Source organism: Bradyrhizobium sp. 191 (genome assembly GCF_023100985.1).
Lineage (GTDB): Bacteria > Pseudomonadota > Alphaproteobacteria > Rhizobiales > Xanthobacteraceae > Bradyrhizobium > Bradyrhizobium diversitatis.
In genome coordinates this window covers 2,480,588-2,502,449 of sequence record NZ_CP064692.1, presented here as the reverse complement: position 1 = coordinate 2,502,449, position 21,862 = coordinate 2,480,588, and the positions used below count along the sequence as shown (strand labels likewise).

Here is a 21,862-nt window from a genome sequence, read left to right as displayed (position 1 = left end):
CCACGCCCGGATGGAGCGTCCGCCGTAGCTCGAAGGGCGAAGCGCAATCCAAGGCCAGGCAGACAAGTCCCGGCTCTCGCTCCGCTCGATCCTGGCTATGAGACTTCGCCAGGGGATCTGACGACACCTATCGTCGCGAGAAGTGCGGCAAGCTCAGCCTGACCTCTTGTGTCGGTTTTGGCAAAGACTCGCCTGAGATGCGTTTTGACCGTATTGGCGGACAGCCCCAGCATGACGGCTGCTTCGGATGTCGTCCCGCCGGAGGACGCTGCAACTGCCACGCGTGCTTCCGCCCTGGTCAAGCCATATGCGTCCGTCAATTGCTGCGAGCTCGCCGTTCCTCTTTGCGAGGGATCGATCACGAAGGCGGCGCAGGCCGCGTTGCGGATGAAGGCCCCACCGAGCATCGCGACTTCTTCGCTGCGCAGTCCCACGACGACAATAGTCAGAAGCCGCGTTCCGTCCACCGCGGGAACACTCATCGTTCCGCCGGCTCCGCCGGCCAATGTCGACCGTACAAGGTTTGCGAGACGTTTCGAATGCGGGGCTGACCAGGTCGCCATCGCAGGCTTGAGCTTGAGCGTCCCTTCTGCTTCCAGCGAACAGGCCGTCTGGTTCGCAAAGACGACATGTGCCTTGGGACCCATGACGACGACGCCGTCCGCCAGTTGATCGAGCACGTCGAACGCGGCTCTCCTCAATGCGTGATACCCGGTCAGGCGAAATCCCAATGTGACGGATCTCCGCAGATGGGGAGCCAGCATTTCGATGTGCTTGCGGCCGGCTGCGTCGAATTCGCCGCGGCGCCTGCTGCGGCAGATGTTGAAGGCCACACGGAAGTCGTCCTTCGCCGCCAGCGCAATCATCGCGTTGTGTCCGATGCCTTGCGGCCTGAGGACCTCGTCGTAGAAGACCGATTTTTCGAGCTCGCGCAGCGGCACCACTTCGTCCGACAGGACCACTTGCCCGATCGGCTTGTCCTCCATCGCCTCCGACCAGGCATTCTGCATATGGCGTTCCTGGTAGACTTGACTGCATTGCTGGTTCAAGCGGCCGTTGAAATCGAAGTAGACTTGCTCGGCCGTGACCGATTGTCCGAACAATACCCCGCCTTCGCTTCCTGTGAGATCGGCGATAGCGGTGAGAACGGCAGGCCAGAGGTCTTGTTGGCCGGCGGCCTCGTATATCAAATCGAGGATGCGTTCCATTATTGCGATCCGGGATGCGCCAGACGAGCGCTTCTACTTCTTCAGAGACGCGAGAGGCACGCTCGTGCCTGCAGTTTGAACATCATGATCGGTCGTCAGCGCCAGCATCAGCATGACGGCCAGCAGCGATCCATAGAAGCTGACGACCGCAAGCCGCCATTTGCGCACCACGGGGTGGTCTGATCGGGGGAGATCCTGCGGGGATTTCTGCATGGGATGCTCCGAACCTTCAGAGGGGCCTGACAAAACCGATCCCGGCAGCCATCAGCAGCAGGCCCACGATGCGGTTGAACGTGGCGGTATCGACGCGGTTGAAGATAATCAGCCCGACATAGGCGCCGAGCACGGCGGGGGCTGCATAAAAGAGGAGGCCGAGCGGCATCACCTCTGACGGCCGCAAGACCATCAGCAAGGACAGCGACAGCAGCTGGTTGACCAGGATGAAGGGCTGGATGATTGCGCGGGCCCGGTGCTTGTCGAAACCTTGGACATGGCACCACATCGAAACGAAAGCGGCAGGAAATGCTGCAAGGCCTCCGGTAATGCCTCCCAGCGCGCCAACCGTGATGCGTCCCCACAAGGGATTCTTCCCGGACCGCAGAGTCGGCTTCAGCGCCGTGAAGGCGCCATAGGTGATCAACAGAGCTCCCAACATCGGCAGCAAGGTGGACGCCGAAGTGTTGCAGAGGAGATGAAGGCCGATGGGCAACGTCAAGATGCTGCCCAAGAGGTAGGGAGCGCACCGGCGCATCTCGATCGATTCACGCAAGCGCCAGACGCAGTAGACTTGTTGGGCGATCGAAGCCACCAGGAGAATCCGGACGATCGTGATCGGCTCGCTCAAGCTATGGAAGAGGAAGGCGCCGGCGATCGGCGAGAATGCGAAGCCTGCGATACTCGAAACCAGCGCGGACAGCAGCACGACCCAGCAAGCTGCTTTCGTCGCACTCGACGAGATGGCAAGCGCGACGGCGAAGATTCCGAGACAGACCGTGGGAATTGCTGGAAATGATTTGACGACGGAGAAAGTGGAAGCTGCCTTTGGATCGACAGGCGGCATGAAAACCTCCGACAACAAGACTTTGGTGGCAATCGCGGGGATCGATCTCCGATGACCCTACCCGCGCGGCAGAACAATGCGTGTGAACCAATTCACGACGTCGAGCCGAATATCGGGCTCGGTGCTTCTGATGCTAACGACTGCGAAGCAACGCAGCGTCACCCGACCGGGTGACAAATGGTGGAACACCGGCAATCAAGCACGCGCGGTGAATGTCGCGTCACGTTGCTCGAAAATTGTGCGCTTCGGTCGCAAATCTGAAATGTTTAATAGAATTGTATTTCATGGATATGCAATCAGGACGAGAGTTTCCCTTTCCGTCATAGTTTCGCTGCTTAGTTTGGCAAAGCAGAACCCATGTTCGCGCCGACGATGTCGGCGCCACGATGTTGGCCGCAATGTCGAGGATGGAATGCGTCCTTCTCTGGTCAGACTGCTGGCGGCCACGATCGGCTTGGCCGTTGGCATTGCGTTGATTGCAGGAAAGCCGCCGGCCGACGGCCATCACAAGGGCCTTCGCCACGCGCACTTCGTTGCCAACTAGCTAGAGCTTGATCGAGGTTCTGTATTCCGCGCACGCGGGAGGGATAGCCCCTCCCGCACAATTCATGGCGTATAAGTGCTAGAACTTGAAGTTCGCGAACGCCCGCACGCCGATTCCGGGCAACAGCACCTGGTCCTTGTTGAAGGAGACGGCATTGCGGATGTTCTCGTTCAGCAGGTTGTTGCCGACGAGCCCAACATACATCTCGCGCGCGCCGAACCAGCTTTGATGGAGCTTCGTCCTGTAACTGACCTCGGCCTTCAGCAGGTTGTAGCCGGGCGTCGGCGTCTCCGCGATCGGTGCGATGTCGTTTTGCGCGAACGCGTGCAGCAGGTTGATCCGGGCAAACCAGTCGGCGTCGCGATAGTACACACCACCGCCCAGCCGCTGGGGCGGAATGCGTGGCACGTTGGTGCCGTCGTCGAAGGTCGCGCGCACGATGTCGTACTGACCCTCGATGCCCCAGATCCCGTTCCAGACCGGCATTACGTCGTACTGGAACTGGAATTCGCCGCCACGAAATGTCGCGTCGCGCTGCGAATAGACCGCCTGATTCAGTTCGAGGCCCGCGCCAAGCTGGCAAACGCCGTCCTCACACGTGTTGCCGGTCAGGCGCCGGTAGATAAAACCGTTGAACTTGGTGTAGTAGCCGGTGATTTCGAAGCGAAGCGGCCCTACCGCCCGTCGCAGTCCCGCCTCGACCGACTTGGCGGTCTCGATGCCGAGATTGGGATTGCCTATGTCGAAAGTAGTGGTGGCATCGTGGCCGCCGCGCGAAAACAATTCCGCCGGTTTCGGCGCACGCTCGACATATTGGCCGGTAATGCTCGCGACCAGATCCCAAGGAAGGTTGTGGATCAGGCCGATGCTCCCGCTCACCGGCGTGAAGTTGCGGTTGACCGCCGATGCTGGGCCGATCGCGGCAGGATCGACAGTGAGGTCGAACACATCGGGGACGAAGGCTGGCGCCGTTCCGCTCAACCTTGCGTTCTCGACGCGCCCGGCGATCTGAGCCTTGGTGGCTTCGCTGAACTTGAACTCGTTGAAGATGTACCCGGCGACCTTTGTGTTCTTGTTCGGATCGAATAGTCCGTTGATCGGGCTACCTGGATCGTCCGGACTCGGCGCGGTCAGCTTCTGGTGCGACGCCTGAACGCCCACAGCGGTGGTCAGCGCAGCAAAGCGGACGTCGAACGGCGCAAGTTGGACCTCGACGCGGCCTTCCTGTTCCTTGTTGGTGAAGGTTTGTCTCACGCCGAGGGAGGTGAGATCGGCAGAGTCGGCGAGCCCGATCTCATCGTGTTTATAGTCGGTGGCCCCAGCCCAGAACCGGATCGCATCGATCGCCGCAGCGTCCGGCCGATACTCGCCTTTTGTCGTGAACTTTGTTTGTCGTCCGTCGATCCGCGTCAGGAACTCGCTGCCTTCGATACCGGGAATGTGGTAGAGCGCGTTATGCTGCGTGATCGCCGCGCCAACGTAGCCGCCATCGAAGATGTAGGAGCCGCCGACAGATCCGCCGTAGGCCTGCGATGCCGAATTCGGCTGGCGTCCGTTGAACGGCAGCGTCGGGTCGGTCAAGAACGGGTAGCTCGGGATGTTGTAGTCGCCGGCCTTGCGGCCAAAGGCATCGGCATGGACGGCAAAGTTACCGCCGCCGGCGTCGAGCAGCATGGCACCTTCGACCCCGCGATCGACCGACGTCACTGCCGTCCGTGTTTCCGCGGTGATGCAGCCAGGCGATCCGACGTTTGCCAGCGGCGCCTTGGTCGGGAGTCCGTAAGTCGGAAAGGGCGCCGTGCAGGAGGGCAAGGCATCTGGAATTCGATTGTTGGTTGCGCTGACCACGCCGCCGATCGCGGTGGAGCCATAGCGTAGCGTCGCCGGTCCGCGGATGACCTCCACCTGGTTGGTTGCCAGCGGATCAATCGGCACGAAGTGATCCTCGCCGAGGTCGGACGCGCCGTTGCTGCCCGTTCCGTTCTCGACGATGCCAACACGGTTGGTGTCGAGGCCGCGAATGATAGGGCGGCTGGATGCGCCGGGTGCGAATTCAGAGCCGGTGATGCCCGGCTTCGAGAACAGGAGGTCGCCGAGCGTGCCGCCGCCGTTGCGGCGAATCTCCTCGTTCGGCACCACGGTGACGGTCGCGAACTGATCGGTCACGATCGGCAGCACGCCTTGCTGAGGCGCGGCAGGCGCCGGGGCTGCCGGCGTTGCTTCCGCCGTTTGCTCGCGGCTGCGCACCCGCGCGGTCCGCGTGCCGCGGCCGGCGTTGCGGGACGGCACCACCGCTCTGCGCACGATCGGGCTCGGCGCCGTCACGGTGACGGCTGGGATTTCCGTCGATGATTTGTCTTGGGCCGGCTCTTGAGCGAAGGCGGGCGTGGCGGCAGCGCCGAGCAGGAGCAGGCTTGCTCCGCCAAGACGTTGCGCGCGTCGCGATTTGAATGACATTGTCCTGATTCCAGTCAGGCGCCGTCCGGATGATGGTCTGCTGATCGGAGGCGGCCTGCCGTCGCGGCGCGACGGAATTCGACTTCAACTTGTCCCGGCCATTCGCCTGCAAGCGGCGAGGCTGGGCGTGATCAAGCGTTGGAAGTCAGGACGCGGGAGGGGCGCGAGGCTGGAATGCTGTGCCTGCGGATCTCAGATGGACGAATTCGGCATCCGTGGTGCGGCGGAGCAGCTCGATCGCCTGCGGCAGCTGCAACAGAGGCGGCGTCGCGAACAGGATCGTGCCCGCCATCGCGACGACGGCGCAGATCGCGCAATTGTCGTCGGCGGGATGCTCGCGGTCGGGTCCGGCGGGCGATTGTTTCTGGACGGCTGCGCGGTCGACCGCAGCTTGATCCTTGGCACTGTCTTTGAAGCCGTCGGTCTGCTGCAGCGAGGATTGGGCGAGGGGCGCAGCCTGCGCGAACCAGTGGCTGTGGCCGAATGTCAGCGCGAACTGCACCAGCATCGCGAACAACGCGAGCCGGGCGCCGTGCCTGATATGCGACCGGAACCACTTCATCTGGAAACGCCACCCCCACGTCGCGGGGCATCAATTCCTGATGTCGCGACGTTATAATGTAACATCGCTCGATCGGTCTGCAGATGTCAACGGCTGGTCGGGCTGCGCATGCAGTCGGCCTGTCCGATGTGTCGTTCGGGCAACTAGCGCCCCTCGCGGACCCAGGTCGCGGCGAAGGCGCCGAGCAGCAGCAACAGGCCGATCAGGCCGGAGAAGATCGGCAGCACGCCGACGCCCTTCACCACGCTGGCGTCGCGCATCCGCACGCCCATCCAGCCGTCGCCGTGGAACACGCTGGCCGAGCGCACCGGCAGGATGCGCGGCAGCTCGACGCTGGAGCCACTGGCCACGCGCACGGCGTCGCCGCCCGTTGCCTGCGTCAGCGGCCTCAAGGTATCGACCGTGGAGGTGACTTCCGAAAACTCCTTCGGATTGGTCGGGCCGACATTGATCAGCGCCTTCAGCGTGCCGTCGGTCGCCTGCCACAGGCCGAGCTCGTTCGCCGGCAGGCTGGCGCGCCACTCGCCGGGATCGGCAGCAGCCAGCGTCAAGTCGTGCGACACGCCCGATGGCGAGGTCACGCTCACCGGCTGGACGCTGTCCGCCATGGTCTGACGCATCACGACGAGGTCCTTGCCCTGCACCTGGAGCCGCAGCGCTTCCTCGTCCAGATCAGGCTGCTTCATCAGCCAGTGCGACGTCCGCCTGAGCAGATCGAGATGTGGTCCGCCGCCCTCATAGCCGCGCGCCCAAAGCCAGATGTGATCGGAGAGCAGCAGCGCGACGCGGCCCTCGCCGAAGCGCGACAGGAACAGAAGCGGCTTGCCGTCGGCGCCGGTCATGACGGGCGGGTTGACGGCATTGCGGGTGTCGACGGTGCGGAAGAACCGGCTCCAGTGCGGCGGCTCGCTCGCCGAGCCCTCCAGCCCGCGCGTGACCGGATGGCGTTTGCCGACGTCGGACAGATGCGCATAGAACGGCTTTTCCGTCACGCCGACCGGCTCGGCCGGCAGCACCGAATCCAGCGGCGTGCGCCAGATGCTGGTGTTGGAGGCGTAGTCGGGCCCGGCCGAGACCAGCACCGCGCCGCCAGAGCGGACATAGCGCGCGATGTTGTCGAAATAGGCGATCGGCAGCACGCCCTGGCGGGCGTAGCGGTCGAAGATGATCAGCTGGAATTCGTTGATCTTCTGCTGGAACAGCTCGCGCGTCGGAAACGCGATCAGCGACAATTCGTTGATCGGCGTGCCGTCCTGCTTCTCCGGTGGGCGCAGGATGGTGAAGTGGACGAGGTCGACGCTGGCGTCGGACTTGAGCAGGTTGCGCCAGGTGCGCTCGCCCGAATGCGGCTCGCCCGAGACCAGGAGCACGCGCAGCTTGTCGCGCACGCCGTCGATGGCGACGACGGCGCGGTTGTTCACCGGCGTCAGTTCGCGTTCGAGCGGCGAGGCCTCGATCTCGACGATGTTCGGACCGGCATGCTTGATGTCGACATCGACGCTGGCGGCCTGGCCGCTTCCCAGCGTGCGCTCGTTGATGACCTCGCCGTCGCGGCGGATCGTGACCCTGGCGCGCTCGCCGGAGACGCCCTGGTCGTCGAGCCGGTAGTTGATGGTCTGGGTCTGCCCGACGATGCCGAAGCGCGGCGCCGCCGTGATCGCGATGCGGCGATCGCGCTCGTCCTTCTGCCCCGTGACCAGCGCGTGCACCGGCGCCCGGAAACCGAGCGCGGCGGCGTTCGCCGGAATGTCGTGGACGCGGCCGTCGGTGATCAGGAACCCGCCCGCGACGCGGTCGACCGGCACGTCCGCCAAGGCCGAGGCGAGGGCGCCGAACAGTTTCGTGCCGTCGGTCTCGCCGTCGGCCTGTCCGGCCTCGACGACGCGGACTTCGAGGCCCTTGATCTTCTTCAGGCTGTCGACCAGCGCTTCCTGCGCCTGGGCGGCCTCACGGTTGCGGTTGCCGAAATTCTGGCTCGGGCTCTTGTCGACGACGACGGCCGCTACCGAGGTGAGGGGATCGCGGTCCTCGCGGGTGAAGGAGGGATTGGCGAGCGCCAGCAGGACCAGCGCCAGCGCGGCCACGCGCACCGCGGCGCCGCGCGCGCGTGCCAGCAGCAGCACCAGCGCAATGACGACGATCGCGGCGAGCGCGAGCCACAGCACGATCGCGGGAACAAGCGGCGTGAATGCGATGCCGTAGTTCATGGCGTCACTCTCTCGGCATCGTCATGGCCGGGCTTGTCCCGGCCATCCACGCCTTGCCACATGGCACGAAGAACGTGGATGCCCGGGACAAGCCCGGGCATGACGGCTTCTGTTTGACGGATATCGAATTTCAAAGCTCGCATCATTGCCCCAGCCGTTCGATCAGCGCCGGAGCGTGCACCTGGTCGGCCTTGTAGTTGCCGGTCAGCGTGTACATCACGATGTTGGCGCCGGCGCGGTAGGCGAATTCGCGCTGGCGGGGGTCGCCGCCGGTCACCGGCAGCATGGCCTGTCCGTCGGGCCGCACCGCCCAGGCGCCGGCAAGGTCGTTCGATGTGATGATGATCGGCGAGACGCCGTCGCCGCCGCGCGCCGGCCGCTGTGCGCTGTCTTCGTCCTCTTCGCGCGGCAAGGTCTCGACCCAGGTCTGGCCGGCGGTGAAGCGGCCGGGGAAGTCGCGCAGCAGATAGAAGGTCTTGGTCAGCACGTGCTCGCGCGGCACCGGTTCGAGCTCGGGCACGTCGAGCGAGGAGAGTATCTCGCGCAGTGTCTGCATGCCCGGGGTCTGCGACGCCCCGTTCGCGCCGGGCGGCGCCTCGATCGCGTCGCGGGTGTCGAACAGCACGGTGCCGCCCTGCTTCATGTAGGCATCGATCTTGTTGATGGCATCCTGCGGCGGCTTCGGTGCGCCCGGCACGATCGGCCAATAGATCAGCGGGAAGAAGGCGAGCTCGTCGCGCGCCGGATCGACGCCGACGGGATCGCCGGCCTCGAGCGCGGTGCGCTGGGCCAGGAACAGCGTCAGCCCGTTCATCCCCGCCTTGACGATGGAATCGACATCGGAATTGCCGGTCACGACATAGGCGAGTCGCGTCTGCGACACCGCCTTCATCGCGAACTCGTCCGCGGCGCTGTCGGCGCGCGCCGGCGTCGGCGCAAACGACATCAGGCCTGCGAGTGCCAGGACGAACACGATCATTGCGGGCGCGGCGCGGCGGCGCAGCAGCGCGGCAATCCCGCCGCCGAGCACCGCGACGATGATGGCGTCGACCAGGAACAGCGCGAGCGCGGTGGACAGCAGCCAGCCGCGCAGGTCCCGCGGTTCGGCATTGGTGTAGGTGGCGTGCCGGGCGCGCAGGCTCGCGGTGTTCAGGGCCGCGATGCGGTCGGCGGCAGCAAGCGTGTTCACGGCAAGCGGTCCTTCTGCCGGACCATAGAATCCCGGCGGATGATCGGGTGTGGCCCGATCACGATAATCGGCAGGTAGTGGTTTTGCGGTCGCCGGCGGCGGGCCGAACGCGCCGAAACCGTCGAGGATGTGCAGCGGCGCCACCGTTTCAGTGGTCGCCTCGCTGGCAACGCCGGCGCCGGGCTTGGCGGTGTAGCCGGACATGTCGACCACCCGCCGCAGCATTTCGACGAAGGTGCCCGACATCGGCAGGTCCGACCAGCGCATGTCGGCGCTGACGTGGAACAGGCTGACGAGGCCCTTGCCGCGATGCTCGCCGGTCACCAGCGGCGTGCCGTCTTCCAGCGAGGCCCAGCTCTTGGTGGCGAGCACGGCGTCGGGCTCCGCCAGCACCTGGCGGCTCACGGTGACGTCCTTGGGGACCACGACGCCGGCAAACGGGCCGTCGGCCGCGAACGAGGCCAGATGCTGCGGCTTCTCCCAGGTCAGGCTGCCGCCGAGCGTCCGGCCGCCCTTGCGCAGCTTGACCGGCACGAGGTCGTCCTCGGCCTGTGCCAGCCGGGGGCCGGCGAACCGCACCAGCACGCCGCCCTGGTCGACCCAGGCATTGAGGCGCTCGCGGAGTTCAGGGGAGATGGTGCCGACATCGGCGAGGATGATCATCGGCAGCTTCTGGTCCAGAAATTGTGTGATGCCCTGTTGCGGCGAGCCCTTGTCGGCAAGCCGGACGTCGGCGAACGGCGCCAGCGCGCGGGTGAGATAGAAGGTCGGCGCCAGCAGCGGCTGCGCGGTCTCGCTGGTCGAGCCCGAAACGATGCCGATGGCGCGGCGGCGCCAGCGCTTGTCGAGCAGCTGCACCGCGCCGGCGGAGCGCTCGCCGGAGATTTCGAGCCGGGTGATGTCGTTGCGCAGCTCGACCGGCAGATCGAATGCGGCTTCGGTCTCCTTGTCCTGCGGGCCGAACGAATAGCGCGCTTCTCCGATCGGCGAGGCCTTCTGGTCGAGTGCGCGCACGGTGCCGACCGCGATGCCGCTGTCGGTGCGCAGCACCTTCACGGTCATCTTCGCCGCGGCGTTCTCGGCCGCGACCAGCGCCAGCGGCGAGGAGGTGCCGCCTTCGAACACGGTCAGGCTGCGATCGCCGATGGTCTTGCCGAGGCCCTGCACGAAGTCTTCGCCGCGGCCGGTGTCGACACCGTCGGAGAGCCAGGCGATCTCGCAGTCGCCGGTGACTTTGAGGAAACGGTCGACCGCGGCCAGCGTCTCGACGCGGTCGATCGAATAGGGCTTCGGCGCGAGTTGCCGCAGCGCGACGCGCGCCGCACCCGCCGGCATCAGGGTGATGTCGCGGTTCGGCTCCGACAGCGGCACCAGCGCGATGGCGCGGCTGTCGTTGTCGGCATTGGCGATCAGCTCGTCGGCGGTCCTGATCCTGACGTCCCAGTGCGATGCGGCGCTCCAGCCGTCGTCGAACATGATCATCAGCGGCGCCTTGCTGCCGGCGCTGCCTGTTTGCGGATTCCAGATCGGGCCGGCGGCGGCGAAGATCACCAGCGCGGCGGCGAGCAGGCGGAGCGCCGTCAGCCACCACGGCGTCCGCGAGGGCGTCTCCTCCCTGGGGGCGATGTCGAACAGCAGGCGCGTCGGCGGAAACTCGATGCGGCGCGGCCGCGGCGGCATCACGCGGAGCAGCCACCACAGCACGGGCAGGCTGACGAGGCCGATCAGGAGCAGCGGTTGGGTGAAGGCGAGCGGCAATCCCATCATGCGGCCGGCCCCGCCTTGATCGTCGTGGTGCGGGCGCCCGACTTGCTCACCTGCATGCCGGCATGCAGGAACAGCAGCAGCTCGGCGGCCGAGCGGTCGGTCGCGTGCGTCGTGAACAGCCAGTCGAGCTTGCCCGTCTCGGCGCGGATCTGGTCGCGGTGCAGCGCGAGGCGTGCGGTGTAATCCTGAGCCCAGCTCTCGGCGCGGCCGGCGGTGATCACGCCAAAGCCTTCTGGCTCGACGAACTCGACGCGGCCGGAATAGGGAAACGACTCCTCGGCCGGATCGACGACCTGCACCATCGTGCCGTGCGCGCCGGAGCCGGAGAGCCCTGCGAGCATCGTCCTGATCTCGGAGATCGGCGACCAGAAATCCGACAGCACGATGATCTCGGCCAGCGCGGCCGGAACGAAGGACGGCGGCAGGCTCAGCCGGTCGGCATCGTCATGCAGCATCGCCTGCGCCATCCTGTCGATCACGCTGCGGCTTGCGGTCGGCGCCATCAGCCCGGGGATGCCGACGCGCTCGCCGCCGGCGACGAGCAACTCGGCCAGCGCGAAGGCCACGATCAGCGTCCGCTCGAGCTTGGACTCGCGCGCGGTCTTCGAGGCGAACGCCATCGATGGCGAGCGGTCAGGCCAGATCCAGACCGTGTGCGAAGCTTCCCATTCGAGCTCGCGGACATAGAGATGGTCGTCACGGGCCGAGCGGCGCCAGTCGACATTCTGCGACGGCTCGCCCGAGACGAAGCGGCGGTACTGCCAGAAGTTTTCGCCGGCGCCGGCGCGGCGCCTTCCATGCAGGCCGTGGATGACGTTGGCGGCGATGCGGCGGGCCTCGAGCACCAGACGCGGCAAGGAAGCTGCGAGCGTGCGACTTTCGCCATCGGCACGTCGGATCGCCAGTGTTTCCTTCGCTGCGCGTCCGTTCTCCGCTGCCATCAACCGATCCGTGTCTTCAATTGCCGGATCACGTCCGGAATCGTGCGGCCTTCGGCGCGCGCCTGGAACGTCAGCGCCATGCGGTGCTTCAGCACGGGTTCGGCGAGGTCGAGCACGTCGTCGACCGAGGGCGCGAGGCGTCCGTCGATCAGTGCACGTGCGCGTACGGCCAGCATCAGCGATTGGCTGGCGCGCGGGCCAGGTCCCCAGGCGATGAACTTGCCGGTTTCGCCGGCGTCCGGACCCGGGCGGGCCGAGCGCACCAGCGACAGGATCGCCTCCACGACGGAATCGCCGACCGGCAGGCGCCGGATCAGCCGCTGCGCGGTGATCAGCGCATCCGCGGTCATCGAGCCCCTGGCCAGCGTTTCCTCCGCGCCGGTGGTCTCGAACAGGATGCGGCGCTCCGCATCGCGATCGGGATAGTCGACGTCGATCTCCATCAGGAAGCGGTCGAGCTGGGCTTCGGGCAGCGGATAGGTGCCTTCCTGCTCCAGCGGGTTCTGCGTCGCGAGCACGTGGAACGGCTTGGGCAGATCGTGCCGCGCGCCGGCGACGGTGATGTGCTGCTCCTGCATCGCCTGCAAGAGCGCCGATTGCGTGCGCGGGCTGGCGCGGTTGATCTCGTCGGCCATCAGCAGCTGCGCGAACACGGGGCCGGCGATGAAGCGGAAGGCGCGCCTGCCCGCGGTGCTCTCGTCCAGCACCTCGGCGCCGAGAATGTCGGACGGCATCAGATCGGGGGTGAACTGGATGCGCTTGGCGTCGAGACCGAGCGTGACGCCGAGCGTCTCCACCAGCTTGGTCTTGGCGAGGCCCGGCACGCCGATCAGGAGCGCATGGCCGCCGGAGAGAATGGTGACCAGCGTGTTCTCGATCACGCGATCCTGGCCGAAGATGACGGAGGCGATCGCTTCCTTTGCGGCCCGAATCTGGCTCGACACCTGCTCGGCCGAACGGACGATCCCGTCCTCGAGTTTCTCGACACTCTCCGCCATTCGCTCGCTCCTTCAGCCTGCCACGCGGCTTGCCTGCATCGTCACGTCAGCACGTCACGTCGGGTCATCACGTCACGTCATCACATCACGTCATGGCCCCATGCTAGACTTGCAGGAAGGCCATGTATTCGTTGAATTAACCTATCCCCACCTTATCGGCTTCGGGGTATGTACTGCATCACGAAGTGGCGACCTCCACACCGGACTATTCCGGATGGAACCGCACACCCGAGTACAACGTAGACCTGCACCAATCGTGCCAATCACAGAGTCAGGGCAAACCATGGCGAACCAAGGGCAGAGCGCCGATCGCGGTCTCGAGGGGCTGACTGCGGCCGCCAAAAGCGCTGCCAATGCCGAAGGCGCCAAAAAGGGGCTGCCTCCGGTGCATCTGTGGAATCCGCCGTTTTGCGGCGATCTCGACATCCGAATCGCATCCGATGGTACTTGGTTCTACTTGGGAACGCCAATCGGACGTCCTGCTCTGGTCCGCCTGTTTTCGACCATCCTCAAGCGCGAGGGCGACAAGCATTTCCTGGTCACGCCGGTGGAGAAGGTCGGCATCCGCGTCGATGATGCGCCGTTCATGGCGGTCGAGATGCAGAAGGACGGCGAGGGCAACCATCGCGTGCTGCGCTTCCGCACCAATGTCGATGACTGGGTCACCTGCGATGCCGGGCACCGGCTGCGTTTCGAGCAGGCACGGGATGGCGGGCTGACGCCATACTTGCACGTCCGCGCCGACCTCTGGGCCAAGGTCACGAGGGCGCTCTATTACGATCTGGTTGACATGGGCGAGGAGCGGATGGTCGATGGCCAGCCGATGTTCGGCGTCGAGTCGGCCGGCGAATTCTTCGCCATGGCCGATGCGGAGCAGGTGAGGGCCGCGCTTTGAATTTGAACAAGCCTATCCTGACGAACGCGCCCGTCGCGATGGGAGCCGAGGATTTCTTCGCCCGCTCGCGGGCGAAGCTCGGCTTCGACGTGCCACCGGGCCTGTACGATCCGAACATCATTCCCGCCTCGGGCGATCCCGGCACCGACAAGATGCTCGAGATCATCGCGCGCGAGCAGCCGGTGCGGCCGGCGGCGGTCCTGATCGCGGTGGTCGACCATCCCGAGCCCACCATCCTGCTGACGCAGCGCTCGGCCCATCTCAACGACCATGCCGGTCAGATCGCGTTTCCCGGCGGCAAGATCGACGCGACCGATTCCTCGCCGCTGGATGCGGCGCTGCGCGAGGCCGAGGAGGAGGTCGGGCTGTCCAGGGACTTCGTCGAGCCGCTCGGCTATCTCGATCTCTACGGCACCGCCTTCGGCTTCCGCATCCTGCCGACGGTAGCTAAGGTCAGGCCCGGATTTTCGCTGACCATCAACCATTCCGAGGTTGATGATGCGTTCGAGGTGCCGCTATCCTTCCTGATGGATCCGGTGAATCACCAGGTGCACAGCAAGGAATTCCGCGGCATGGCGCGGTCCTATTACGCGATGCCGTTCGCGGAACGCTACATCTGGGGTGCGACGGCCGGAATGTTGCGTGTGCTGTATGAGCGGATCTATTCATCATGATCCGGACGGTTCTGACCGAGATCGGAATCTTCCTTATCCCCTTTGCCGTCTATGCCCTATTCCTGGCCGCAACGCGGTCAGGCCTGTTCGAACGCTCCTCATGGCCGGTCACCGTCGTTGCGCGCCTCACCCTGGTCGCGCTCGCGCTCGTGATCGCCGGCCTGATCGGCCTTGCCCAGTACTCCGGCGCGCCGCCGGATTCGACCTACGTTCCCGCCCATATCGAGAACGGCAAGCTCGTGCCGGGCGTAGAAAAATAGGGGCCCATCGATGAGCGCCGAGCCGCTACTCGCCCATGCGCCCTGGCTGACCGCAGGCGGGACCGCGCGTGTCCTGCAACTGCTCGGCACCGATGGCGAGCAGGCGCGGGTGGTCGGCGGCGCCGTCCGCAATGCGCTGCTTGGTCTCTTGCCTGGCGACATCGACATCGCGACCACGGCGCGGCCGGACGAGGTGATGCGGCGTGCCAAGTCCGCCGGCATCAAGGGCGTGCCGACCGGCATCGACCACGGCACAGTCACGCTGGTGATCGACGGACATCCCTATGAAGTCACCACGCTGCGCGAGGACACCGAGACCTTCGGCCGCAAGGCCAGGGTCGCGTTCGGCCGCGACTGGATGAAGGATGCCGAGCGGCGCGACTTCACCATGAACGGCTTGTCGGTCGATGCCGATGGTGTCGTGTACGACTATGTCGGCGGCATCGCCGATGCGAGAGCCCGCCGCGTGCGCTTCATCGGCGATCCCGGCCAGCGCATCGCCGAGGATTATTTGCGCATCCTGCGTTTCTTCCGCATCCACGCCGCTTTTGGTGCCGGCGAGCCCGACCGCGACGGCTATCTCGCCTGCATCCGCGGACGTGCGGGCCTGGCTAGCCTCTCGGCCGAGCGGGTGCGCATGGAGATGCTAAAATTGCTGGTGGCCGGCGGTGCAGCCGCGGCCGTGCTGGCCATGGCCGAGGGCGGACTGCTGCAGGCGCTGATCGGCGGCGTCGTCTATACGGGCCCCCTGGCGACGATGATCGCGATCGAGCGCGAGCTCGGCCTCACCGCGAGCAGCACGCGGCGCCTGGCCGCGCTGTCGGTCGCCGTCACCGAAGACGCCAAGCGCGTCGCTGCGCGCTTGCGGCTCTCCAACGCCGAAACCAAGGCACTGGATTCGATGGGGCACCGCTGGTGGCGCCTGGCCGCCAAGGACGAAGCCAATGCACGGCGGCTGCTCTACCGGCTCGGGCCTGAGCGCTATCACGATCGCGTCTTGTTGGGCTGGGCGAGGAACGGCGGCGACGTCACCTCGTCGCGCTGGCGGGCGCTCGCCGAGCTGCCGCAGCGCTGGACCGCGCCGAAATTTCCGCTGAAGGCCGCCGACTTCATCGCACGCGGTCTGGCCGAAGGACCCGCGCTCGGACATGTGCTGGCGCTCGCCGAGGACGCCTGGCTCGCGGCGGATTTCCCCCTGGACGAAGCCGCGCTCGCCGCTATCGCCGACCAGGCTGTGGCCCGCGTGAGCCGCGATCAGACAACGTGACCATCGTCTCAGGCTTCGCCGACATCTCGCTTCTGCAGCTCCTGCTGGTCGCAACGATGGCGTTGTTTGCATCGGTCATCGGTGGTCTCGCCGGCTACGGCACCGGTGCCCTGATGCCACTGGTGCTGGTGCCGATGGTCGGCGCCGAGCCCGTGGTGCCGATCATCGCGATCTCCGCGATGTTCACCAATCTCAGCCGCGCCATCGCTTATCTGCGCTACGCCGACCGCCGCCGCGCGCTGATCGTGCTCGCCTGTGCGGCACTGACGACGGCGCTCGGCGCCTACGGCTATACGCGCCTGACCAGTGCGGGCGCGGCGCTCGTGATCGGCACCATGCTGATCCTGAGCGTGCCGCTGCGCCGCGTGCTGCGACGGCGCAGCGTGCGGATCGGCGACACCGGCCTCGCCGCCGGCTCCGTCGGCTACGGCGTGCTGGTCGGTGGCACCTCGGGTTCCGGCGTGATCCTGCTGTCGCTGTTGATGGCCACGGGGCTCGAAGGCGCCGCCGTGATCGCGACCGATGCGATGATCTCGCTCGGCACCGGCCTCATCAAGATCTCGGTGTTCGGCCTCGCCGGCGCCGTGACGGCGCAGGTGCTCGCCTTCGCGCTTCTGATCGGCGGCATCGCAATCCCCGGGGCATTTCTCGCAAAGGCCTTCGTCGAACGGATGCCGGTGCACATCCACGCCGCGATCCTCGACGTTGCGGTCATCACGGGCGGGCTGGTGATGATCTCGGCCGCGGCGAAGCAACTCGTCGCGTAGATGACGCCGGTCGGCGTTCGCGCCCGGACCGCCGTACTCGCAGACGTCGACCCCGAGCACAAGCCGGAAGCGGCCTGGCCGTCCTCGGCCGCTTGGTTCCGTCAGGCCGTGTTCGCTTGGCGGCTAACCTGATGTGGCGCCCCGCGAGTTGACCTTCGTCAATAATCCCGCTCCGATTTGAGCATCATGCGCGTTCTGGGGTGGTCGTCTGAAGCGCGGAGCTTGCCATGTTCAAGTTTAAGCGCGTTCCATTTACCCCTGGTGATCTGACCAATCATCAATGGGGTACCGATGACGTCCTCGTGGGTGACCCAACTCAAATGATCTTGATCGGCGATGCTGGCGGCAGCATGTTCGATTTTTCGAGGGGCGGCAACGATACCTTCACCGGGCCCTCGTTAGCGGGGGGCGCCCCCATCCACTACACTTTCTACGGTGACGCGGCCGGCGACTTGTTCGATTTTGCTCGTGGCGGCGACGATACCTTCACGTTCGCTTCCCCGAGCAACACCGCTTACGGCGACGCGGGCGATGACATGTCCGACCACAGTAAGGGCGGCAACGACATTTTCAGCGGAACTGGCCCCGCGACCAACACTTTCCATGGCGATGCGGGCGGCGATATGTCCGGCCATGCTCGTGGCGGCGACGATACCTTCACGGGCGGCAGCGGTGGCGGCACCAATACTTTCTACGGCGATGCGGGCGGCAGCATGTCCGGCCATGCTCGGGGCGGCAACGACACTTTCACGGGCGGTGCCTTCACCTCAAACGTCTCCTATGGCGATGCTGGCGGCAACATGTCGGGCCACGCTCGGGGCGGCAACGATACCTTCACGGGCGGCGCCTTCTCGTTCAATACTTTCCATGGTGATGCCGGCGGCGACATGTCCGGCCATGCTCACGGCGGGGACGATATCTTCACGGGCATCATCGACCTCCCTGCTCCCTCCTCCAACACGTTCTATGGCGATGCTGGCGGCAACATGTCAGGTCACGCTCAGGGCGGCGGCGATGCCTTCACGGGCTCCAGCAAGGCCTCCAACGCCTTTTACGGCGATGCGGGCGGCAGCATGTCCGGCTATGCTCAGGGTGGCAACGACGGCTTCACCGGCGGCAGTCTTGCCTCTCACGTTTTCTATGGCGATGCCGGCGGCGACATGGCCGGCCATGCTCGGGGCGGCGACGACATTTTCACCGGAGGTAACGACTCTACCAACACTTTCCATGGCGATGCGGGCGGCGACATGTTGGGCTGTGCTCGGGGCGGCGATGACACCTTCACGGGCGGCAACAGCTCCCTTACTGGCTCCACCACCTTCTACGGTGACGCGGGCGGCGACATGTCCGGCCGTGCCCAGGGCGGCAACGACGCCTTCGCAGGCGGCGACAGCTTCGGCCCTGGCTCGACGAGCAACATTCTTCTCGGTGACGCGAAATCCATGTCCGGCTGCGCCGAGGGCGGCGACGATACTCTTGTCGGCGGCAGCAACTTCGGCACTGGCTCGGCCAGCAACATTCTCTTTGGTGACGCGGAATCCATATCCGGCTGCGCCGAAGGCGGCGACGATATCTTGTTCGCGGGAACCGCGGCCCCCGGCGGGACAGTCAGCAATGAGATGTGGGGTGACGGATTGTTGCTGGGCGACGCTGATGGCGGCCGAGACCTGTTCGTGTTCAAGGACGATGGCCCGGCGACAGTCGGGACCCAGAACACCATCGAAGACTTCAGCCAGAGCCAGCATGACCGGATCAAGTTCAGCAATGTGGCGGGCGTGCACTCGTTCAACGATCTCGTCATCACCCAATCCGGAACTGACACCCTCGTTACCGCGGGAGCGGATCAAGTGACTCTGCACAACTTCGCAGGTTCGCTCACGGCAAACGACTTCCTGTTCGCCTGAAGACGAGATGCATTGGCCCGAACCCATCGAACTGGGCCAGGACACTGACGGAGCACAAGGACGCTCGTGGTTGTCGCTTAGCCGGTGTTTCTGACCGCCTCGGCCAGAATGGCGTAAAGCTGCTGCCTGCTGAATTCCTTGGGCTGCTGCCTCTCCGCTCTCCTCGACGACACCTTGTGTGTGACCGGACGGGGGCAGGGTGCCGACGACGGCCTCAGCTTCGGGGCCGGCCTTATCTTGGGCCGTGCTGTGGGCGACTTGTGGCCACGCTTCAGGCCAAGACGGGTCAGCATGCCGCAGACCGCGTTGCGACTGCAGCCGAGAGGGCGCGCAATCTGCGCCGCGCTCTGTCCTTCGAACCAGAGCCTTTTGAGAAGCGCTATGTCTTTTGCATCCCAGCTCATGAGAGAGATTATAGCGCCGACTGCCGGATGCGGGCTAGTCTAGTCTTCATCGGGCTCGCGCACGACCGCCGGTTCGTCAGCATCCCCGTCCTCATCGTCCTCATCGTCGTCTTCGTCCTCCTCGTCTTCATCGGGATCCCGGGGCGGCATCACGACGCCCATGAGCATGAGTGGTGTCCAGCCGTTCGCTGCGGTGGAAAATGGTTCGGAGGTGTGTTGCTTCATGTCGTTGCTGCTCCTCGAAAAGCACGCGCCGTCGAATATTCCCGCCGGGCGGTGCGCGCATGTCCAGGGCGCGATCGGTGCAGGCGCGAGGTCGACATCAGGTCGATGACGCGAGCAACGGCCGCACCCACCACGCAACTGGTGACGTTTGGGCTATTTTCAAACCCGAAGCCCATTTTGCTCTATGTCCACCAAGACCTCGCCGGTGGTGACTTCGGGAACCCCAAGATCGAGGTCATGCAGACTCGCCTGAACAAACGCGAGTATCTTGGCGTTCGCTGCGTTGGCGCTTTCGCGGTCATCAAATATCATCACGGCGATACCGACACCGTCGCCCGCGTCCATCACATGGTAGGATCTGAATCCCTGCGATTGCCTCAGGATCTCACCGACGCCGCTCTTGGCGCGACGCGCGGCGTCCGCGACCGAACGAACCCTGGTGTACTTGCGAATGACCATGTACATGGGGCCACCACGCGCCACACGCCCCTCGCATCAAAGCATATCGTCCCAGTCGGACCAGGGCAACTTTCGGTACGGGCGACATCGTCCGGCCGGGCGCTGCGCAACGCACCCTTTCCAATGAGCCATCCTCGCCCCGCAAGTGGGGGCGAGGTGCCGAGGCTCAGGAGCCCTCGAACTTGAACGATACGTTGAGCTTGGCGCGATAGGCCTCGACCTTCCCCTTGTCATCCAGTTGCATATCGAGCTTGACGACCTCTGCAACTCGAAGATCTCGGAGAGATTTTGCAGCGCGTTCGACCGCATTGGCGGCTGCCTTCTCCCATGAGTCCGTGCTGGTACCGACCAGTTCGATGACCTTGTAGACGCTATCGGGCATGTGGTCCTCCTATTGGGCAGGAGCAGGAAATCTAGCATCGGTATCTCGACGCTGATACGTCTCTGGAGATGATGCCGAAAGGGTCTGATTGGCTGTCACTTTCCTGCTTGCCAAACCTGGCGTCCGATCAAGCTCACCGGAAGCCAGGAGATTGCCTGTTGTAGTGGGCGCAACGTCACGCGAAGCAACCCCTGTCGCAATCGACCATCGGCCAAGATTGGCCTCGCTAGTTGGTGAGGGGGGTGCTACACAGCCGGCATCACCGCACGCGACGTGGCTGTTATCGGTGACTGAGAGCTTTGCGCTCCCGCCTCCACCCGAAAGAAGGCGGTCAGATGTCCAATCAGGTCAAATTCGACATTCGTGAATGGCTGGTGCCACCGCTGTTGGTGCCGATCTTCCTCGTGTTGCTGATCGCGATCGTGGCCGTTCTATGAGCGGCAGGTCCGTTCCATGGGAGCCGCTTTCAAGCAAGGACTTGAGCCAGGGCGTGAACCGAGACAGGAGGCGGGAATGGCAAATACAGCAGTGATCAGGGATGCCTACGGCGTTCCGGCGATTTTCGTGGGTTCGAAAACAGGTCGGGACGATGCGCCCTTTGTTTTCGTCAGGGTCGGAGGCGAGGAGCGCAGGATGCGCTGGTCCGAATGGGATGCTCTACCGGCCTGGACCGGCGAGCGCCCCGTTTGGGCGAGCGGAACCAAATAGCGATGGAGTTCAGCATGAGGATGGCTGGACCAGGCACATGGATCGCGGCGCTTTTGCTGGCATCGGCGCTGGGCACACCCACGCCTGCAGCTCTTGCCGCGGAGCCGAACTGCCGTGCGATCGAAAGCGCCAACGCGCGCCTCTCCTGTTACGATGCGGCTTTTCCTCCCAAAACAGGGCGGCCCGCCAAAACCACCGTCGATTCGTCGTCCGGCTACAAGGACCCGTTTCTCGACGAAGAAGCCCGAACCGCCGCGAAGCTGAAGAATATTTGCCGCGATTGCTGAGTGGCACCGACCGCGGCGCGCTCCTGAACGTCGCGCTCCAATTCAGAGGGCCAGCTGAATGACGAAAGAAGATGCGAAGGGGAGCCGCGTGCTTCACCAACGAAAGCGCGCGGTTCATCTGGCCGGTGCGGTACTGGACGACAGGGCCGACGGTTCCGCGAGCTCGAAGGACCAATCGACGAGAAAGCAGCACCTGCTTGATGGGCCCACGGAATTCAGAGAGGTCCGGGTCGATCGTTCAAACGAGACTTCAAGCGACGAGGATTGATCCAATCAGCGGCAAACCCGTGCATCTGCGGTTGGGTTCCTGCGCGACGCGAAACAAAGCGCTCGCTATCCAGCAGATAAGGGAGCATTGTCTCGCTACCGCCGAGCGGCCCGCAGCATTTACCGGTGGTGTGAACGCGAGTTGCGCTCCCGCTCAACCCCGCAGCGGAGCATCAAACATGTCGGCTCGCCGATCCCCGGAACCAACATCGACATTCGAATACCGCCTGGCACAAGAGGCACTCAACCTTCGTCAGCAGGCCAAAGGGATGCCCCTTGGCATCCGCCGCACAGAGCTCTTGCGGAAAGCCCGGCAGATCGATGCTGCCGGGGAGGTCAACAAGTGGCTGACCTCTCCGGGACTGCAGCCGCCAAGTTGAAATCTGCAGCATGATCCGGAGAAGTGTGCATCGGCTTTCCGAAAGCGATC

22 protein-coding genes are annotated in these 21,862 nt (G+C 64.9%); 9 read left to right on the top strand and 13 right to left on the bottom strand.

The genetic code is table 11. From position 1 onward, the window contains the following. Window positions 1-95: 95 nt before the first annotated feature. The 3 genes from IVB23_RS11565 to IVB23_RS11555 are packed head-to-tail and all read right to left on the bottom strand — an operon-like array spanning window position 96 to window position 2,130. Window positions 96-1,208, bottom strand: a complete 1,113-nt coding sequence (locus tag IVB23_RS11565) for a helix-turn-helix transcriptional regulator (protein WP_247803588.1) — start codon at window positions 1,206-1,208, stop codon at window positions 96-98. 33 nt (window positions 1,209-1,241) lie between these two features. Then, on the bottom strand, window positions 1,242-1,421 hold the full coding sequence (locus IVB23_RS11560; protein ID WP_156504893.1) for a hypothetical protein: 180 nt from the start codon (window positions 1,419-1,421) through the stop codon (window positions 1,242-1,244). 16 nt (window positions 1,422-1,437) lie between these two features. Then, entirely contained in the window at window positions 1,438-2,130 is a 693-nt protein-coding gene (locus IVB23_RS11555) for a sulfite exporter TauE/SafE family protein (protein ID WP_247803587.1), read from the bottom strand. Between IVB23_RS11555 and IVB23_RS11550 the strand changes: the two genes are divergently transcribed. Both IVB23_RS11550 and IVB23_RS11545 read left to right on the top strand, forming a co-directional pair. Next, on the top strand, window positions 2,036-2,323 hold the full coding sequence (locus IVB23_RS11550) for a hypothetical protein (RefSeq protein ID WP_197488676.1): 288 nt from the start codon (window positions 2,036-2,038) through the stop codon (window positions 2,321-2,323). The genes IVB23_RS11555 and IVB23_RS11550 overlap by 95 nt on opposite strands. A 27-nt stretch (window positions 2,324-2,350) precedes the next feature. Then, window positions 2,351-2,812 (top strand): hypothetical protein, encoded by a 462-nt coding sequence (locus tag IVB23_RS11545; protein ID WP_247803586.1) that lies wholly within the window; start codon window positions 2,351-2,353, stop codon window positions 2,810-2,812. A gap of 78 nt (window positions 2,813-2,890) precedes the next feature. Here the strand turns inward: IVB23_RS11545 and IVB23_RS11540 are convergent, their stop codons facing one another. The 6 genes from IVB23_RS11540 to IVB23_RS11515 form a co-directional block, all read right to left on the bottom strand. Then, on the bottom strand, window positions 2,891-5,269 hold the full coding sequence (locus IVB23_RS11540; RefSeq protein ID WP_197969532.1) for a TonB-dependent receptor: 2,379 nt from the start codon (window positions 5,267-5,269) through the stop codon (window positions 2,891-2,893). A 145-nt stretch (window positions 5,270-5,414) separates the two neighbouring features. Further along, the gene (locus IVB23_RS11535; protein WP_247803583.1) at window positions 5,415-5,831 is read right to left on the bottom strand and encodes a DUF2946 domain-containing protein; all 417 of its coding nucleotides are present in this window, start codon (window positions 5,829-5,831) and stop codon (window positions 5,415-5,417) included. Window positions 5,832-5,974: 143 nt separating this feature from the next. Next, a complete protein-coding gene (locus tag IVB23_RS11530) occupies window positions 5,975-8,038 on the bottom strand; it encodes a hypothetical protein (RefSeq protein ID WP_247803566.1) in 2,064 nt (687 codons plus the stop codon). Window positions 8,039-8,180: 142 nt separating this feature from the next. Then, a complete protein-coding gene (locus IVB23_RS11525) occupies window positions 8,181-10,994 on the bottom strand; it encodes a DUF4159 domain-containing protein (protein ID WP_247803565.1) in 2,814 nt (937 codons plus the stop codon). Further along, window positions 10,991-11,935: a DUF58 domain-containing protein gene (locus tag IVB23_RS11520; protein WP_061878545.1), complete on the bottom strand. Its 945-nt coding sequence runs from the start codon at window positions 11,933-11,935 to the stop codon at window positions 10,991-10,993. Before IVB23_RS11520 ends, IVB23_RS11525 begins: the two co-directional genes overlap by 4 nt. Beyond that, window positions 11,935-12,933 carry a MoxR family ATPase gene (locus tag IVB23_RS11515; RefSeq protein WP_061878544.1) on the bottom strand — a complete coding sequence of 333 codons (999 nt, stop codon included), beginning with the start codon at window positions 12,931-12,933 and terminating at the stop codon, window positions 11,935-11,937. Before IVB23_RS11515 ends, IVB23_RS11520 begins: the two co-directional genes overlap by 1 nt. Window positions 12,934-13,216: 283 nt before the next feature. Here IVB23_RS11515 and IVB23_RS11510 point away from each other — a divergent pair, with 283 nt between their 5' ends. The 6 genes from IVB23_RS11510 to IVB23_RS11485 all read left to right on the top strand — a co-directional run bounded on the left by IVB23_RS11510 (window position 13,217) and on the right by IVB23_RS11485 (window position 18,700). Beyond that, a complete protein-coding gene (locus tag IVB23_RS11510) occupies window positions 13,217-13,828 on the top strand; it encodes a DUF1285 domain-containing protein (RefSeq protein ID WP_061878543.1) in 612 nt (203 codons plus the stop codon). A gap of 2 nt (window positions 13,829-13,830) precedes the next feature. Beyond that, window positions 13,831-14,502, top strand: coding sequence for a CoA pyrophosphatase (locus IVB23_RS11505; RefSeq protein WP_197969537.1), 672 nt, complete (start codon window positions 13,831-13,833; stop codon window positions 14,500-14,502). After that, window positions 14,499-14,762, top strand: coding sequence for a DUF6111 family protein (locus tag IVB23_RS11500; RefSeq protein WP_061878541.1), 264 nt, complete (start codon window positions 14,499-14,501; stop codon window positions 14,760-14,762). The genes IVB23_RS11505 and IVB23_RS11500 overlap by 4 nt, the downstream gene beginning before the upstream one ends. Before the next feature lie 10 nt (window positions 14,763-14,772). Next, on the top strand, window positions 14,773-16,029 hold the full coding sequence (locus IVB23_RS11495; protein WP_247803564.1) for a CCA tRNA nucleotidyltransferase: 1,257 nt from the start codon (window positions 14,773-14,775) through the stop codon (window positions 16,027-16,029). Continuing rightward, window positions 16,026-16,796: a sulfite exporter TauE/SafE family protein gene (locus tag IVB23_RS11490; RefSeq protein WP_061878539.1), complete on the top strand. Its 771-nt coding sequence runs from the start codon at window positions 16,026-16,028 to the stop codon at window positions 16,794-16,796. The genes IVB23_RS11495 and IVB23_RS11490 overlap by 4 nt, the downstream gene beginning before the upstream one ends. Window positions 16,797-17,023: 227 nt before the next feature. Then, window positions 17,024-18,700: a hypothetical protein gene (locus IVB23_RS11485; RefSeq protein ID WP_247803563.1), complete on the top strand. Its 1,677-nt coding sequence runs from the start codon at window positions 17,024-17,026 to the stop codon at window positions 18,698-18,700. Window positions 18,701-18,777: 77 nt separating this feature from the next. Here IVB23_RS11485 and IVB23_RS11480 read toward each other — a convergent pair whose 3' ends face one another. From IVB23_RS11480 to IVB23_RS11465, 4 genes are all read right to left on the bottom strand, one after another. Next, on the bottom strand, window positions 18,778-19,104 hold the full coding sequence (locus tag IVB23_RS11480) for a GcrA family cell cycle regulator (RefSeq protein WP_197969541.1): 327 nt from the start codon (window positions 19,102-19,104) through the stop codon (window positions 18,778-18,780). A gap of 39 nt (window positions 19,105-19,143) precedes the next feature. Further along, window positions 19,144-19,329: a hypothetical protein gene (locus tag IVB23_RS11475; protein WP_247803562.1), complete on the bottom strand. Its 186-nt coding sequence runs from the start codon at window positions 19,327-19,329 to the stop codon at window positions 19,144-19,146. A gap of 159 nt (window positions 19,330-19,488) precedes the next feature. Then, window positions 19,489-19,794, bottom strand: a complete 306-nt coding sequence (locus IVB23_RS11470; RefSeq protein ID WP_061878535.1) for a hypothetical protein — start codon at window positions 19,792-19,794, stop codon at window positions 19,489-19,491. 160 nt (window positions 19,795-19,954) lie between these two features. Continuing rightward, window positions 19,955-20,170: a dodecin family protein gene (locus IVB23_RS11465; RefSeq protein ID WP_061878534.1), complete on the bottom strand. Its 216-nt coding sequence runs from the start codon at window positions 20,168-20,170 to the stop codon at window positions 19,955-19,957. Between the two features lie 722 nt (window positions 20,171-20,892). Between IVB23_RS11465 and IVB23_RS11460 the strand changes: the two genes are divergently transcribed. Beyond that, window positions 20,893-21,165, top strand: coding sequence for a type VI secretion protein (locus tag IVB23_RS11460; protein ID WP_247803557.1), 273 nt, complete (start codon window positions 20,893-20,895; stop codon window positions 21,163-21,165). Window positions 21,166-21,862: the final 697 nt, after the last annotated feature.

What these genes read in the sequence shown, in the direction of transcription:
- IVB23_RS11520 (WP_061878545.1), bottom strand. Translation starts at nt 11,935, where the DNA reads ATGGCAGCGGAGAACGGACGCGCAGCGAAGGAAACACTGGCGATCCGA.
- IVB23_RS11495 (WP_247803564.1), top strand. Translation starts at nt 14,773, where the DNA reads ATGAGCGCCGAGCCGCTACTCGCCCATGCGCCCTGGCTGACCGCAGGC.
- IVB23_RS11500 (WP_061878541.1), top strand. Translation starts at nt 14,499, where the DNA reads ATGATCCGGACGGTTCTGACCGAGATCGGAATCTTCCTTATCCCCTTT.
- IVB23_RS11515 (WP_061878544.1), bottom strand. Translation starts at nt 12,933, where the DNA reads ATGGCGGAGAGTGTCGAGAAACTCGAGGACGGGATCGTCCGTTCGGCC.
- IVB23_RS11540 (WP_197969532.1), bottom strand. Translation starts at nt 5,269, where the DNA reads ATGTCATTCAAATCGCGACGCGCGCAACGTCTTGGCGGAGCAAGCCTG.
- IVB23_RS11465 (WP_061878534.1), bottom strand. Translation starts at nt 20,170, where the DNA reads ATGCCCGATAGCGTCTACAAGGTCATCGAACTGGTCGGTACCAGCACG.
- IVB23_RS11535 (WP_247803583.1), bottom strand. Translation starts at nt 5,831, where the DNA reads ATGAAGTGGTTCCGGTCGCATATCAGGCACGGCGCCCGGCTCGCGTTG.
- IVB23_RS11565 (WP_247803588.1), bottom strand. Translation starts at nt 1,208, where the DNA reads ATGGAACGCATCCTCGATTTGATATACGAGGCCGCCGGCCAACAAGAC.
- IVB23_RS11525 (WP_247803565.1), bottom strand. Translation starts at nt 10,994, where the DNA reads ATGATGGGATTGCCGCTCGCCTTCACCCAACCGCTGCTCCTGATCGGC.
- IVB23_RS11480 (WP_197969541.1), bottom strand. Translation starts at nt 19,104, where the DNA reads ATGAGCTGGGATGCAAAAGACATAGCGCTTCTCAAAAGGCTCTGGTTC.
- IVB23_RS11510 (WP_061878543.1), top strand. Translation starts at nt 13,217, where the DNA reads ATGGCGAACCAAGGGCAGAGCGCCGATCGCGGTCTCGAGGGGCTGACT.
- IVB23_RS11560 (WP_156504893.1), bottom strand. Translation starts at nt 1,421, where the DNA reads ATGCAGAAATCCCCGCAGGATCTCCCCCGATCAGACCACCCCGTGGTG.
- IVB23_RS11460 (WP_247803557.1), top strand. Translation starts at nt 20,893, where the DNA reads ATGAGGATGGCTGGACCAGGCACATGGATCGCGGCGCTTTTGCTGGCA.
- IVB23_RS11475 (WP_247803562.1), bottom strand. Translation starts at nt 19,329, where the DNA reads ATGAAGCAACACACCTCCGAACCATTTTCCACCGCAGCGAACGGCTGG.
- IVB23_RS11530 (WP_247803566.1), bottom strand. Translation starts at nt 8,038, where the DNA reads ATGAACTACGGCATCGCATTCACGCCGCTTGTTCCCGCGATCGTGCTG.
- IVB23_RS11485 (WP_247803563.1), top strand. Translation starts at nt 17,024, where the DNA reads ATGTTCAAGTTTAAGCGCGTTCCATTTACCCCTGGTGATCTGACCAAT.
- IVB23_RS11470 (WP_061878535.1), bottom strand. Translation starts at nt 19,794, where the DNA reads ATGTACATGGTCATTCGCAAGTACACCAGGGTTCGTTCGGTCGCGGAC.